Here is a 13,403-nt window from a genome sequence, read left to right as displayed (position 1 = left end):
TTACAATGACTCATGCGATTAAAGCGCGAATTCAGGATCTGGAGCGCTACAACCCGTCCCAGACGGCGGAAAGTGATCTCGAAGAATTTTGGAGTAACACGTTAGCCGAATATGCAGAGAAACCGTTGAACGGGAAAAGAGAACCCGTCCAGACTCCGATGAGCGGCATGGACGTCTACATGACCACCTACGAAGGCGCAGACGATACGCCGCTGCATGCCTGGTATTTGACGCCGAAAGCCGAGCAAGGAACGAAGTTTCCGTGTATCGTGCATTATCACGGTTATACGGGCAGCAAAGGAATGCCGGAGCATTTCGCGCATTATATTCTGATGGGTTTCGCCGTGCTGTCGGTGGACGTTCGCGGGCAGGGCGGAGATACGGGCAATCGGCAGGCGCAGTCTTACGGCGCGATCCGGGGCTGGGTCACGCCGGGCATTTTGCAGCGGGAGACGGCTTATTATCGGGCGATCACGGTGGATGCGATTCGCGCGGCGGAGTGGGCGGCCGAGCAACCGGAAACCGACGCCGAGCGGATTTTCGTCATCGGCGGCAGTCAGGGAGGCGGTCTTGCCATGATCGTGCCGGCGCTGAGCGACGTACCCAAAGCGGCGGTGGCCCACATCCCCAATATGTGCCATATGGACTTCGGCATTCTGAATTCGAACAGCTCATTATCTGAAGCGGCAGAGTTTGTAAGTCGACATCCCGAACATTTGGATACGGTGTTGAAAACGCTCAGTTATTTCGATAATTTGAATTTGGCGCCGCGCATCCAGATTCCGATCATGGTATCTTGCGGCCTTAAAGATCCTTGCTGCATGCCGGAAACGGTCTACGCCGCTTATAACCGAATCATGTCGGAAAAGGAAATGCGGGTGTATCCGTTCGACGGTCATTGGGTATCGGACGGGCAAAATCGTTTGGCGATGGAGTTTTTGGCTCGGCAAGCAGGATTGGCGTAATCTTATATCGAGAAGCTTCTGAAACTGCGCGTTTGGCGTTAGTATTCGGAAGCTTCTTTTTATGTAAAAGTATTTAATTTTCTTTAAGTCACATACTTTACTTTTGTAACCTTGTGTATTATGATGAGAGTATAAAATATTACTCAAGAAAAACAAATAATGATATAGGTGAACAAAATGGAGGCTAATTACATGAGTAACTATCGTATTCATCCGGAAGCCCATATGGGACGGGTTCAACTGAAAGTGAGTCAAATCGAGCGTTCTGTACGTTTTTACAGTGAAGTGATCGGACTCAAACTGTTGGCTCAGACGGAAAAAACAGCAGAATTCGGCGTGGACGGCAATGAGGTGCTGCTCGGAATCGAAGAAGTACCGCAAGCACAGATCATGCGGCCTCAATCGGTAACGGGTCTGTACCATTTCGCGATTCTGCTGCCTAACCGCACGGCGCTGGGTACAACATTGCGTCATTTGGCCGAAACCGGCATGAGTATCGGACAGGGAGATCACCTCGTCAGCGAAGCCTTTTATCTAAATGACCCGGACGGCAACGGCATTGAAATTTATGCAGACCGTCCGCGTTCGGAGTGGCAGAAGGACGCCAAAGGCGAGTATGTCATGGCGACCGATCCGGTTGATGTGGAATCGCTGCTGAAACTTGCGGGCGCATGGAACGGTCTGCCTTCGGGCACAATCATCGGCCACGTCCATCTGCATGTCGGCAATTTGCCGGATGCGCGCAAGTTTTATGTAGACGGACTCGGTTTTGACGTGGTGCTGCACTTCGGCAATGCGGCTTTGTTCGTATCGGCAGGCGGCTATCACCATCATATGGGCTTGAATACCTGGGCCGGCGTAGGCGCTCCGGCTGCTCCCGCCAATGCCGTCGGTTTGAAATACTTTACGATCGTATACCCGAACGTAAGCGAACGCGATCAGGCCGTTGCGGCGCTTCGCAACGCCGGAATCGAAGTTGCGGATACGCCGGAAGGCCAGTCCGCGCTTGATCCTTTCGGGAACCGCGCGGTGCTGGTTTCGGCTTAACTCAAATTTGAATATTCGAAGCTTCTTTATGCCTGAGTATCTTGACCGTATAGCAATCGAACGCGGTCAAAGGATCAGGGTAGAGAAGCTTTTTGTTTTGATTTTGGGTTATTTGATTTTAGGGCAAAAGTCTTTGACAATAAAGAAGGGGTATGAGACGGTTTTAAAGTGGGCAAAATCTTTCCCGGAAAGGATTTTTCGAGCAATGAAACCGATTTTTGAAAATGACTGGGCAGATATTCTGCACCCTGAAATGCAGAAACCTTATTATTTGGAACTGCGGCGCAAGCTGGCTGACGAGTATCGTTCGCGTACCGTCTACCCGGATATGTATCGGATATTCAGCGCCTTCCATCTGACTTCTTTCGCGGATACGCGTGTCGTCATTTTGGGACAAGATCCGTACCACGGGCCGAATCAGGCACATGGATTAAGCTTCTCGGTACAGCCGGGCATCCAGGTTCCGCCTTCATTGGACAATATTTATCGCGAGCTTCAGGACGATTTGGGATGCCAGCCGGTGCGTCACGGATTTCTGGAGCATTGGGCCAAGCAGGGCGTGTTGCTGCTCAACAATGTGCTGACCGTGCGAAGGGGCGCGGCCGCTTCGCATCAGGGAATGGGCTGGGAAGCGTTCACGGATGCGGCGATCGCGGCGATTAATGAATGTGAAACGCCGGTCGTGTTCATTTTGTGGGGACGCAGCGCGCAGGAAAAAGGTTCGTTTATTGACGGCACGCGCCATCTGATCCTCAAATCGGCGCATCCGAGTCCGCGTTCGGCGGATCGTGGATTTTTCGGCAGCCGCCCGTTTTCTCGAACCAATGCCTTTTTACGCGAAAAAGGATTGTCGGAGATCAATTGGTGTCTGCCTGAATCGCCGGAAGGGTTGAAGGAAGAAGGGGAAACAACAACATGAAAAATTATCAATATATTTTGTTCGATGCGGACGATACTTTGCTCGACTTCCAACGCTGCGAGCGTGAAGCTTTTACCGCATCGTTAACGGAGTCGGGCTTCGGCTTGGATTTCGATCTGTGCTTCAATAGTTATACGACCATTAACCGGGCGCTTTGGCTCGATTATGAACAAAACAAAGTGACGCAAACCCAGCTTCGCAGCGAACGTTTCCGCCGATTATTCACGCAATTGGCTATTGAAAGCGACCCTGAAGCATTCGGAGCGACCTATTTGCGTCATTTTGCGGCCGGATCATTCCTGACGCCCGATGCTCTTGCGGTCTGCGATGCGCTGAAGTCGAAGCTGCATCTATCGATCATCACCAACGGGATCGGCGACGTGCAGTTCTCGCGTATTGCCGGTTCGGAGCTGAAAGACCGTTTTGAGCATATTATCGTTTCCGACGATGTAGGCTCGGCCAAACCGGCACCGGAAATTTTCGATTACGCGATGCGCAAAATCGGATGCGAAGACAAATCGCAGGTGCTGATCGTCGGCGATTCGCTGTCTTCGGATATTCGGGGCGGGCATGACTACGGCATCGATACCTGCTGGTACAATCCGGGAGGACTGGAGAATACGAGCGGCATCGTACCGACTTACGAGATTGCGAAGCTGACCGATTTATTGGCGTTGGCTGGAAGCGAGACGGAAACGGCAAGCAAAGTGTAAAAAATGAAAAGACGGAGCATCCGTGGATGCTTCGTCTTTTTTTCTGCTTCTGATGATCAATGCGCCTTCAAACTCGAAGCACCCGATAGTGATGCCGCGCGACAACTTCGAATCCTAGCGCTTGATACAATGCAACAGCGGCAGCATTGTTTTGCAGCACCTGCAAATACAGCTCGGCAGCTCCGCGTTCGACCGCCCAACGTGCCAACTCCGCCGTCATGCGCGCAGCCAGTCCGCGTCGGCGGTAATTCGGGGCGACCGTCAGGTTGCTGATATAACCGAAGTTGCCTTGCGACACGACCGTTCCCAATGCCGCGACTTCTCCGCCGATCCGCAGGCTGGCAAAACACTTGTCGGCTTGGATGCCATCGAAGATCGAAGCATAAATCGCGCTGCGTTCGGCAGGAACGTTTTTCAGAGTCATGAATTGTTGCAACCACTCTTCATTCTCCGGCGTCTGATTCGATCGCGGCAAGCTGATTGTAATTTCGCCGGATTGCTCAACAGCCGGACGTGCAGCAATCCGTTCCAGCGCAAGCGCCGCCGAACCGGCCATAAGATAACAAAGCTCGCTTAGCGTATACCCGGCAAGTGAGAGTTGTTCGTCCAGTCCCGTCGGCGATGTCTCGCTAACATAGAAGCAGGGATCGATTCCGTGACGCGCAGCAAAAGCTTCGGCTTGTGCCAACCAATCTTTTTCAACGCCGGGGAAAGGTCCGACGGCCCATACGCTATTCGCGCGGCGACTCACGCCGTTCGCTGCGCGAAGCTTCCAGCCAGCCAGCGATTCCAACACAGTCGGAGGCCAGGCTTCGATCGTCAATTGCTCCAACAGGCGCGCCCGCTCCAAACGATCTGTTATTTGCTCAAATGGCATCATTGGCGGTGCTCCTTTTCTATCAGATGATGCAGCCGATTATAACGTTCCAATCGCATTTCCGGCAACCTTCTATTTTTTATGATAAAAATGTTGAGCGGAAAGCCTTCTTTTTGACTGTTGAAAACGCTACAATTACAATCAGAGTGAGAAGAATGTGTTGTCTGTATCAAATGTTACAGTGACTTGTATCCAGGCAGCGCAATTATTTTGGGATAGCGATAAAGGAGGAGACGGATTTTGGATTATCGGATTGAAAAAGACACGCTTGGAGAAATGAAGGTACCTGCGGACAAAATGTGGGGTGCCCAAACGCAGCGCAGCAAAGAGAACTTTCCGATCGGCCAGGAGAAGATGCCTTCCGAAGTCATTCGCGCTTTTGCGATTCTGAAAAAATCGGCGGCGCTCGCCAACCATGATCTCGGCAAACTTTCGGAACATAAAGCAGGCGCGATTGCGCGTGCGGCCGACGAAATCCTCGAAGGATTATTGGACGAACATTTCCCGCTGGTGGTCTGGCAAACGGGCAGCGGCACGCAATCCAACATGAACGTCAACGAAGTCATCGCGTATCGCGGCAACCAGATGCTTGAAGGCAAAGGCGGCACGGACGAGCGTCTGCATCCGAACGACGACGTCAACATGTCGCAAAGTTCGAACGATACGTTCCCGACTGCGCTGCATGTAGCCGGCGTGATCGCGGTCGAGGACAAGCTGCTGCCGGCCATCGCGGTGTTGAAAGCAACCCTCGACGAAAAAGTCGAAGCGTTCAAAGACGTCATCAAAATCGGCCGTACGCACTTGATGGACGCGACTCCGCTGACGTTGGGCCAAGAGATCAGCGGTTGGTCCGCGATGCTGGAGAAAAGCGGCAACATGATCAAGGAAAGCGTGCAGCATATGAAGGAACTGGCGATCGGCGGCACTGCCGTCGGTACGGGCATCAACGCGCATCCGGAGTTCGGCGATCGCGCGGCTGCGTATATCTCTCAGTTTACCCAAGCCAAATTCACGTCGGCCAAAAATAAATTCCATGCGCTGACCAGCCACGACGAGACCGTCTACACGCACGGCGCGATCAAAGGTCTGGCAGCGGATCTAATGAAGATCGCCAACGACGTGCGCTGGCTCGCAAGCGGCCCGCGCAGCGGTCTGGGCGAGATCAAGATCCCGGAAAACGAACCGGGCAGCTCGATCATGCCGGGCAAAGTCAATCCGACCCAGCCGGAAGCGATCACGATGGTCGTGGCCCAAGTATTCGGCAATGATACGACAATCGGCTTTGCGGCAAGTCAAGGCAACTTCGAGCTGAACGTGTTCAAGCCGGTCCTGATCTATAATTTCCTGCAATCGGTTAATCTGTTGGCCGATTCGATCATTGCGTTCAATGACAAATGCGCGATCGGCATCGAAGCCAATCTGGACAAAATCGAGCATAACCTGAAAAACTCGCTCATGCTCGTGACTTCGTTGAACCCGCATATCGGGTACGAAAACGCGGCGAAGATCGCCAAAAAAGCCCACGCCGAAGGCACTTCGCTAAAAGAAGCGGCTTTGGCGACGGGGTTGTTGACGGAAGAAGAATTCGACCGGTACGTTGATCCGAAGAAAATGATCTAAGGAGGATGAATCGATGACGGAACCTATTCATGACGAAGCCGAATTGGAGCCTTTGCGTTATCCGATCGGGCGTTCCGCAGATGCCTCGGAATCGAATCCGCAGCAGCGGGAGGAATGGATCGAACATATCCGCCGTCTGCCTGATCGACTGGAAGAAGCGATAGAAGGGTTGAACGAGGAACAGTTGGACACCCCGTATCGCGATGGCGGATGGACGGTAAGACAGGTCGTGCATCATTTGGCGGACAGCCATATGAATGCTTATATCCGGCTTAAGCTGGCTTTGACCGAAGAAGGCCCTACGATCAAGCCTTACGCCGAAGGAGATTGGGCCAAGCAGCCGGATGCTTCGGGCATGGCGGTCGGCGCTTCCTTGCTGATCCTTCGCGGTCTGCATGCTCGCTGGACATTCCTGTTGGAATCGCTGGCGGCCGAGCAATGGGCGAGAACGTTCTATCATCCGGAATCCCGGGAATGGAGCCGCCTCGATACGCAGACTTCGCATTATGCATGGCATGGCCAGCATCATACTGCGCAAATTACTGCGCTTCGGGATCGTTCGGGCTGGGAGTAACCGACCTTTCGACAAAAAGGACTTCATTCTCTATGAACTAGGGAATGAAGTCCTTTTCCTATCTATAGCCTGCTGCTTGATATGAATAAAAGGTTGGATGCGCGTCCGGTAGGGTTGAGCCGCGCACCCGGCTTTTAGCGGAATGTGCCGTTTTCCGCGGATGGCGGGTTTGACGTGTTGGTTTGGCTTTTTGGAGTGATCGAGTTGTCGGAAGCGGCGATGGTTTGAGTAGACGCGTCACGTACCGTTGGTGTCGAAGACTCCGGACGATCCGCGAGAACCGAGTTTTTGCCAAGCAGGCGATCGAATGAAACCATTCCGTAGCCGTACAGATTGTCGCGGCCGCTTGCGCCCAGGTCAACCGCGCTGTTTTGCAGAGCCGCGCGGAGTTGCTCCGCGCTTAGGTTCGGATAAGCTTGCTTCATGACCGCTACCATGCCGCTGACAAAAGGCGCAGCCATCGATGTTCCGTCGCTGATTTTGTACTTGCCGGATACGCTTGTGCTGACAATGCCTACGCCGGGAGCCGATAATTCGACTTCGGAACCCGTGCCGGAGAAATCGGCGCGCTTCAAGCCGGAGTCGACGGCTGCAACCGTAATTGTTTCCGGAGATTTTGCCGGGAAAGCCAGCGTATCGCCCGTACCGTCGGAAGTGCCTGCATTGCCTGCCGCTACGATAACGGTAATGCCTTGATCCGCGGCTTTTTTAAGCAATTCCTGAACGGCATTCGACTGTTGCGGGAACGAGAGCGAAAGATTGATGACATCCATATGTTGACGAATCGCCCAGTCTAATCCTTCGGCTAGCGATTGGGTGGAGCCGTTGCCGTCTTTGTCCATCACCTTGATCGCGTACAGGGAAGCATCGGGAGCAATACCTTTGTAAGCTTTGCTCTTGGCTCCGATGATGCCGGCGACGACAGTGCCGTGTCCATTGTCGTCGTTGTAGGAAGTTACGCCTTCTACGGTCGAGGTTCCGCCGCTGATCTGCAATCCGGATTTATCGGAAATGCCGGTATCCAGAATGGCAATCCGAACGCCTTTGCCCGTATAGCCGGCAGTTTGCGCTTCGGAAGCATCGATCGCGTCGTAGCCCCATGCGCCTTGTTTGATCTTGGAAGCGGAAGATGCAGCCGAAGAAGCGGGAGCGGCGTCGTCCGACAGGGAGGCAAGGCTTTGAGCGATGCCTTTGTAGTTTTGGCTCAGCTCGATCGATTGGATCGAATCGCTGGCGCGAAGCTTTGCGAGACCGGCTTCGTTCGTGCGCAGGGACATCATGTTGGTATTCCAGTAGATATGATATTTGAGGTCGTGCGTGACGTTCAAAGCGAGACGTTCGCCGTCTTGATCGGAATATTTGACGAAAATGTCGAAAACCGGCTTTGGTGCAATGACATTTTCGACATTTTCGATACGGTTAGAAAGTTGAAAAGCGGCGAAGGCAGAAAGCAAGCAAATGACGGAAATAGTGGAAAAAATAAGTTTTTTACCTTTAATTTGTCGAAACACCTAGAATCCCCTACCTTTTTATGACATTATTCGACTTTATTCGCTAAATTTATTATCGGATGCCACTCAATTTGTTTGAAGAGCAATTTTGTCAAAAAGAGAAAATTTATTTCAATAAACGATTATTTTCGACAAAAATTGCAACTATCTGTATAACGGAGCCAACAAGCATTTGGATCACAATAAAAAAGATTGTTTTAAGAAAAACATTTGCCTAAAATGAATGAGTACCATGCCAACGCTAAAAGCTTTTTTTGAAAAATTGTCGAACGGAACGGAGTGATCGGGATGAATACGAAGAAGCTGGCCGCTGAACGGGCTGTAGAGTCAATAGAAGAAGGAATGACGGTCGGACTCGGAACGGGATCGACGGCTTATTTTGCGATCGAAAAGTTGGGACAGCGCGTGCGGGAAGGGTTGACGATTCGCGCGGTAGCCACCTCAAAGCGTTCGGAAGAGCAGGCACTGGGCTTGGGAATCCCGATCGTGCCTTTTGCGGAAGTGGGGCGAATCGACATTACGATCGACGGCGCGGACGAAGTGGACGGCAATCTGCAGCTGATCAAGGGCGGCGGCGGTGCACTGCTTCGCGAGAAGATCGTGGCGGCGCGCAGCGATAAAATGTTCGTCATCGTGGGCGAAGACAAGTTGGTGGAGACGTTGGGAGCCTTCCCGCTGCCGGTAGAAATCGTGCCTTTTGCGCATGAGTGGACTTTGGATAACCTGAAAGCGCTCCATCTGAATCCCGAGCTGCGGCTGGACAACGGTGACTTGTACGTGACCGATAACGGGAACTACATAGCGGACTGCCATGGTGTGTCGATTACTGACCCTGCTGCGCTGCATGCGAGCTTGAATGCTATTCCCGGCGTCGTGGAAAACGGGTTGTTCGTCGATATGGCGCACACGGTCATCGTAGGCCGCGAGAACGGAAGCATCGATACGATAACGAAATAAGCCAAAGGTTCCGTTCGGATTCCGACCGAATAGGCAAACGGCGCATAGCCGAACCCATTTGAACAGGAACGGGGAACTTATATAATGGAGAAAAAAACAGCGGGTCCTTTTTTTGCGGACCTTTCGGCCGATCATTCGGCAGCGGCGACCATTCTGGAAGGAGACCGCGTCACGCTGCGAAGCGTGACGCCGGACGATTACCGTGAGCTTTACGATCTGGAGTACGGGAGCGAAGATCGGGCATGGACGGATTGGGATGCGCCGTATTACAAAGACGAGGAAAAGCAGGAGACGTTCGAAGAGTTCGCGCAAGGATACGAGAAAATGAAAGAAGCGAAACTCCATTGGGAACCTCGCCTTTTGATCGAAACGAAGGAAGGCGTTATGCTTGGCGTGGTAACTTCGTACTGGGAACATAAACCGTCCAACTGGCTGGAATCCGGCATCGTGCTGTACCGCTCGGATACATGGAGCCGAGGGTGCGGAACGGAAGCGCTGCGCTTGTACGTCGGTTACTTGTTCGCAAGTCTGGATGTGCCGAGAGTGGGGATCACGACCTGGTCGGGCAATGAGCGGATGATGCGTGCGGCTGCCCGGATCGGGATGCGAATCGAAGGCCGGATGCGTCGATGCCGAATCGTGCGCGGAGAGTTGTACGATTCGATCCGTATGGGCGTGCTGCGCGAAGAATGGGAAGAGTTGCACGGCTCGTCCGAACGCTGATTTTTCCGATGTCAAGTTGCGTATCCCTGCCTGGTGTGGGAAGATGGACCCAAGGCGGTAAGGGGTCATCGGCGAAAAAAACCGGGGAGGGGTGCGTTCATGAGTACCTTGATCAGGATAGGCCGGCCGCGATTTTCGCTTTCGCGAAGCGGGTGGTCGGTATGACGATTCGCGAAGAACAACTGTTGTTGGCGGATATCGATGGACTGGCGGCGCGAGTCACGAAGGAACATTACGACATTCAGCCGGATCTTTTCGAACGTTACGGAAAGCCCGGTTTCGAAAAATCGCGGCGGGACACCGTGTATACGCTGCATTATTTGGCGGAAAGCGTCCGAATGGACAGTCCGTCGTTGTTCGTTCATTACATCGGATGGCTGAAGCAGCTGTTATCCGGTTACGGTCTTACCGATGCGGATATCCGGCTCAAGCTTGAAATCGTGCTTCGCTGCATCCGCGAGGCTCGTCGCGACGAATGGACGGATCGAACGGTCAGGATTCTGGAGATGGGTATTTTGCGCACGTCGGAGCCTGCCGAGACGCCTTCGTTCATTGTCGAGAAACATCGTCTCGGACGCGAAGTAAGAACGTATCTCGACGCGCTGCTGCGGAGCGATCGGCTCGAAGCTTATGCGTTAATCGATCGGTTGATCGAACGCGGCGAGAGCGTCCGGGACGTTTATCAATACGTTTTTCAAGTTTCGCAATACGAAGTCGGACTGCTTTGGCAAACGCAGCAGATCAGCGTGGCGGACGAGCATTACTGCACCGCGATCACGCAAAGCGCCATGTCGCGGCTTTATCAGCGTTGGATCGGCGACGAACGTCCGTCTCGCGGAGGCGTGCTCGTCTCGGCCTGCGTCGGCGGGGAACTGCACGAAATCGGACTTCGCATGCTGACGGACGTTTTCGAAATGGAAGGCTGGGATACGCATTATCTCGGCGCCAATACCGATGAAGACCAACTTCTCGACGAAGTGCTGCATCGCGGCGCCGATATCGTGGCGCTGTCGGCGACCATGACTTTCCACGTGCATATTATGAAGAAACTGATCGGCGCTTTGCGCGCCGACGAACGATCGGCCAAATCGATGATTCTGGTCGGCGGCCTTCCGTTCAACGTCGATCCTTCGTTATGGAAAAGAATCGGCGCGGATGGTTACGCTCCCGATGCGGAAAAGGCGCTTGCGGAAGCCGACCGCCTGCTGGCCGCTCGCGCTCGGGGCGCGGAGCGCGAAGCGAACCTGCAGGAGGCTGCTTCGGAAGGAGGGCATGAGCTTGGAAGTTGAGGACAAGAATGAAATTCAACGTTTGCACGCGATCATCGAAAAACTCAACGACCGGATCGTGCGCGGTCAAATGAAAGAAGAGAAAATTCTGAACGAATTTTCGTCCATGAATAACGAATTGGTGACCCTTCAGCGCCAGTTGGCCAAAAGCAACGGCGAATTGGAAAAAGCCGTTCGCGAAGCGCAGCGGGCCAACGATTCGAAAAGCCGGTTTTTGGCGATGATCAGCCATGAATTCCGTACGCCGATGAACGGAATACTCGGCATGACCGAGCTGCTGCGCGAAAGTCCGCTTGCCGCCGAGCAGCGCGGGTGGACGGACTTGATCGAAGAATCCGCTTCCGAGCTGCTCGGCATGGTCAACGATCTGCTCGATTTGTCCAAAAGCGACGCTGGCGCGTTGACGATCGAAGAGAAGCCGTTCGATCTTCGCCTGGTCGTCGAGCATGTCGTGCAGCTGCTGCAGCCGAAAGCCGAGTCCAAACGAAATACGATCAAAGCCGAATTCGATCCGTCGATCGCCGGTATGCTGAGCGGCGATCCTACGCGCATTCGCCAAATTTTGATCAATCTGATCAATAACGCGAACACGTTCACGGAAAGCGGAACCATTCAAGTCGCGGTGTACCCGCTGCCGGGATACCGCGGCAAGGTCCGTTTCGAAGTACGCGATAGCGGCATCGGCATTTCGCAAGCGAATATCGATACGCTGTTCAAACCGTATGCGCAGACTCAAGCGGGCAAAGCCAAAGAAGGAACCGGGCTCGGCCTGATGATCTGCAAATCGCTGGTCAAGTCGATGAAAGGCGAAATCGGGGTGTTCAGCCGGGAAGATACAGGTTCGACTTTTTGGTTCGAGCTTCATCTTCCCGAGGCGGACGAACCGAAAGAATCGGGAACCGTTCTGTATGCCGTATCCGATCAGGTGCCGATCGCGGCGAACATGAACATATTGGTCGCGGAAGACAATGCCGTCAACGGCCGCGTGATCCGCATGCAGCTTAAAAAGCTGGGCTTGGAATCGGTGGATGTCGCGGAAAACGGAGAAGCGGCGGTCGCTGCTTTCCGCAGCGGTTCTTACGGATTGGTTTTCATGGACAAGCAAATGCCCGTGATGGACGGGACGGAGGCGGCGCGCGCGATCCGCGAGTTCGAACGCGACGAGATGCGCAGAGCCGTGCCGATCGTCGCGCTGACGGGCGAAGCGACCGAAAGCGAACGGGCAGCTTGTTTTGCGGCAGGCATGAACGATTTCTTGTCCAAACCGATCAATGTGGAGACGTTGAAAGCCGTGCTTCAAAAATGGATGCCGAAAAACTCGCGGCAAGCGCTCGATCCCGACGTGGTTCGCGAGTTGATCGAACTGGATGAAGGAAACGATCCCGAAATTTTCCGTTCGCTGCTGGAAGTATACGAAGAAGAAACGCCGGCGAAGCTGCTGCAGTTGGAAGAGGCGGTGCTTTCGGGCAATCTCGAACAAGCGATGAGAACCGCGCATAGCCTGAAGTCGGGCAGCCTGAGCCTGGGCGTCCATTATTTTTCGGAACTGCTGGAGCAGATCGAACAGAGGCTGAAGGCAGGTCGGGCGGAGCAGGCGAAGGACATGCTGCCGGTACTGAATGGAGCTTACGAAGCGGCTTGCGCCGAATTGCACCGGTTTGCCTGAAAACGGGCGGACCGGTTGTTTCGTCTTCAAGGACGGAAAGCGGGTCCGCCGCAACGATTGATCATACTTTTTAGGAGGATTTTTATGCTGCAATCCATTACGGAACAGGTGCGCGATCCCAGAGTCGCGGCCTTGCTTGAATTGGCTGTTTTTCCCGATCCCGAACAGGTGGAACGGGCGATTGCTTTTTACGAACAAAACGCGGAAGCGGAACTTCTGGCTTATATCGAACAAGGAGAAATGCTCGGCGTCGTAGGCTTTACACCCAGCGGCGACAAAGAAATCACCGTCACGCATATCGCGGTCGATCCGGGCAGCCGGGGACTCGGTTACGGACGGGGAATGCTGCTTGATCTGATGGTTCAAGAACGTCCCGAACGCGTGATCGCCGAAACGGACGAGGAAGCGGTCGACTTTTACCGCAGCGTCGGATTTTCCGTGACGGGACTCGGCGAAAGTCCGTCCGGGCTGGAACGTTTCCGATGCGTTTACGAAGCCGACGAAGAAGAATAAATCGGACGCGTTAGATCAAAATCGAAAAT

At 53.6% G+C, this 13,403-nt stretch carries 13 protein-coding genes; 11 read left to right on the top strand and 2 right to left on the bottom strand.

The genetic code is table 11. The features are described from left to right. The first annotated feature begins 5 nt into the window (after nucleotides 1–5). The 4 genes from SACSAC_RS00860 (at nucleotide 6) to SACSAC_RS00845 (ending at nucleotide 3,644) form a co-directional block, all read left to right on the top strand. Entirely contained in the window at nucleotides 6–965 is a 960-nt protein-coding gene (locus SACSAC_RS00860) for an acetylxylan esterase (RefSeq protein ID WP_037282523.1), read from the top strand. Between the two features lie 192 nt (nucleotides 966–1,157). Then, nucleotides 1,158–2,012, top strand: a complete 855-nt coding sequence (locus SACSAC_RS00855) for a VOC family protein (RefSeq protein ID WP_037282521.1) — start codon at nucleotides 1,158–1,160, stop codon at nucleotides 2,010–2,012. Nucleotides 2,013–2,217: 205 nt separating this feature from the next. After that, nucleotides 2,218–2,931 carry a uracil-DNA glycosylase gene (locus SACSAC_RS00850; protein ID WP_037282518.1) on the top strand — a complete coding sequence of 238 codons (714 nt, stop codon included), beginning with the start codon at nucleotides 2,218–2,220 and terminating at the stop codon, nucleotides 2,929–2,931. Then, the gene (locus tag SACSAC_RS00845) at nucleotides 2,928–3,644 is read left to right on the top strand and encodes a YjjG family noncanonical pyrimidine nucleotidase (RefSeq protein ID WP_037282516.1); all 717 of its coding nucleotides are present in this window, start codon (nucleotides 2,928–2,930) and stop codon (nucleotides 3,642–3,644) included. The genes SACSAC_RS00850 and SACSAC_RS00845 overlap by 4 nt, the downstream gene beginning before the upstream one ends. Nucleotides 3,645–3,711: 67 nt before the next feature. Here SACSAC_RS00845 and SACSAC_RS00840 read toward each other — a convergent pair whose 3' ends face one another. Next, nucleotides 3,712–4,524: a GNAT family N-acetyltransferase gene (locus tag SACSAC_RS00840; RefSeq protein WP_037282514.1), complete on the bottom strand. Its 813-nt coding sequence runs from the start codon at nucleotides 4,522–4,524 to the stop codon at nucleotides 3,712–3,714. A 237-nt stretch (nucleotides 4,525–4,761) separates the two neighbouring features. Here SACSAC_RS00840 and fumC point away from each other — a divergent pair, with 237 nt between their 5' ends. Both fumC and SACSAC_RS00830 read left to right on the top strand, forming a co-directional pair. Then, nucleotides 4,762–6,141 carry a class II fumarate hydratase gene (gene fumC / locus SACSAC_RS00835; protein ID WP_037282511.1) on the top strand — a complete coding sequence of 460 codons (1,380 nt, stop codon included), beginning with the start codon at nucleotides 4,762–4,764 and terminating at the stop codon, nucleotides 6,139–6,141. 13 nt (nucleotides 6,142–6,154) lie between these two features. Beyond that, a complete protein-coding gene (locus SACSAC_RS00830; protein ID WP_084777853.1) occupies nucleotides 6,155–6,715 on the top strand; it encodes a YfiT family bacillithiol transferase in 561 nt (186 codons plus the stop codon). Between the two features lie 134 nt (nucleotides 6,716–6,849). Here the strand turns inward: SACSAC_RS00830 and SACSAC_RS26645 are convergent, their stop codons facing one another. Beyond that, nucleotides 6,850–8,226, bottom strand: a complete 1,377-nt coding sequence (locus tag SACSAC_RS26645; RefSeq protein WP_051506758.1) for a S8 family peptidase — start codon at nucleotides 8,224–8,226, stop codon at nucleotides 6,850–6,852. Nucleotides 8,227–8,514: 288 nt separating this feature from the next. Here SACSAC_RS26645 and rpiA point away from each other — a divergent pair, with 288 nt between their 5' ends. The 5 genes from rpiA to SACSAC_RS00800 all read left to right on the top strand — a co-directional run bounded on the left by rpiA (nucleotide 8,515) and on the right by SACSAC_RS00800 (nucleotide 13,374). Beyond that, complete coding sequence (gene rpiA, locus SACSAC_RS00820; RefSeq protein ID WP_037282509.1) at nucleotides 8,515–9,183, top strand: ribose-5-phosphate isomerase RpiA; 669 nt, start codon at nucleotides 8,515–8,517, stop codon at nucleotides 9,181–9,183. Between the two features lie 84 nt (nucleotides 9,184–9,267). Beyond that, the gene (locus tag SACSAC_RS00815; protein WP_084777852.1) at nucleotides 9,268–9,906 is read left to right on the top strand and encodes a GNAT family N-acetyltransferase; all 639 of its coding nucleotides are present in this window, start codon (nucleotides 9,268–9,270) and stop codon (nucleotides 9,904–9,906) included. A 161-nt stretch (nucleotides 9,907–10,067) separates the two neighbouring features. Next, a complete protein-coding gene (locus SACSAC_RS00810) occupies nucleotides 10,068–11,195 on the top strand; it encodes a cobalamin B12-binding domain-containing protein (protein WP_084777851.1) in 1,128 nt (375 codons plus the stop codon). Continuing rightward, the gene (locus tag SACSAC_RS00805; RefSeq protein ID WP_051506757.1) at nucleotides 11,185–12,861 is read left to right on the top strand and encodes an ATP-binding protein; all 1,677 of its coding nucleotides are present in this window, start codon (nucleotides 11,185–11,187) and stop codon (nucleotides 12,859–12,861) included. The genes SACSAC_RS00810 and SACSAC_RS00805 overlap by 11 nt, the downstream gene beginning before the upstream one ends. An 84-nt stretch (nucleotides 12,862–12,945) precedes the next feature. Beyond that, entirely contained in the window at nucleotides 12,946–13,374 is a 429-nt protein-coding gene (locus SACSAC_RS00800) for a GNAT family N-acetyltransferase (protein WP_037282503.1), read from the top strand. The last annotated feature ends 29 nt before the right edge of the window (nucleotides 13,375–13,403 follow it).

This window comes from Saccharibacillus sacchari DSM 19268, from assembly GCF_000585395.1.
Lineage (GTDB): Bacteria > Bacillota > Bacilli > Paenibacillales > Paenibacillaceae > Saccharibacillus > Saccharibacillus sacchari.
This window is presented reverse-complemented; position numbering and strand designations above follow the sequence as displayed.

Coding starts and splice junctions, on each gene's coding strand:
- SACSAC_RS00850 (WP_037282518.1), top strand. CDS start 2,218: ATGAAACCGATTTTTGAAAATGACTGGGCAGATATTCTGCACCCTGAA.
- SACSAC_RS00810 (WP_084777851.1), top strand. CDS start 10,068: ATGACGATTCGCGAAGAACAACTGTTGTTGGCGGATATCGATGGACTG.
- SACSAC_RS00840 (WP_037282514.1), bottom strand. CDS start 4,524: ATGATGCCATTTGAGCAAATAACAGATCGTTTGGAGCGGGCGCGCCTG.
- rpiA (WP_037282509.1), top strand. CDS start 8,515: ATGAATACGAAGAAGCTGGCCGCTGAACGGGCTGTAGAGTCAATAGAA.
- SACSAC_RS00815 (WP_084777852.1), top strand. CDS start 9,268: ATGGAGAAAAAAACAGCGGGTCCTTTTTTTGCGGACCTTTCGGCCGAT.
- SACSAC_RS00830 (WP_084777853.1), top strand. CDS start 6,155: ATGACGGAACCTATTCATGACGAAGCCGAATTGGAGCCTTTGCGTTAT.
- SACSAC_RS00855 (WP_037282521.1), top strand. CDS start 1,158: ATGAGTAACTATCGTATTCATCCGGAAGCCCATATGGGACGGGTTCAA.
- SACSAC_RS00860 (WP_037282523.1), top strand. CDS start 6: ATGACTCATGCGATTAAAGCGCGAATTCAGGATCTGGAGCGCTACAAC.
- SACSAC_RS00845 (WP_037282516.1), top strand. CDS start 2,928: ATGAAAAATTATCAATATATTTTGTTCGATGCGGACGATACTTTGCTC.
- SACSAC_RS00800 (WP_037282503.1), top strand. CDS start 12,946: ATGCTGCAATCCATTACGGAACAGGTGCGCGATCCCAGAGTCGCGGCC.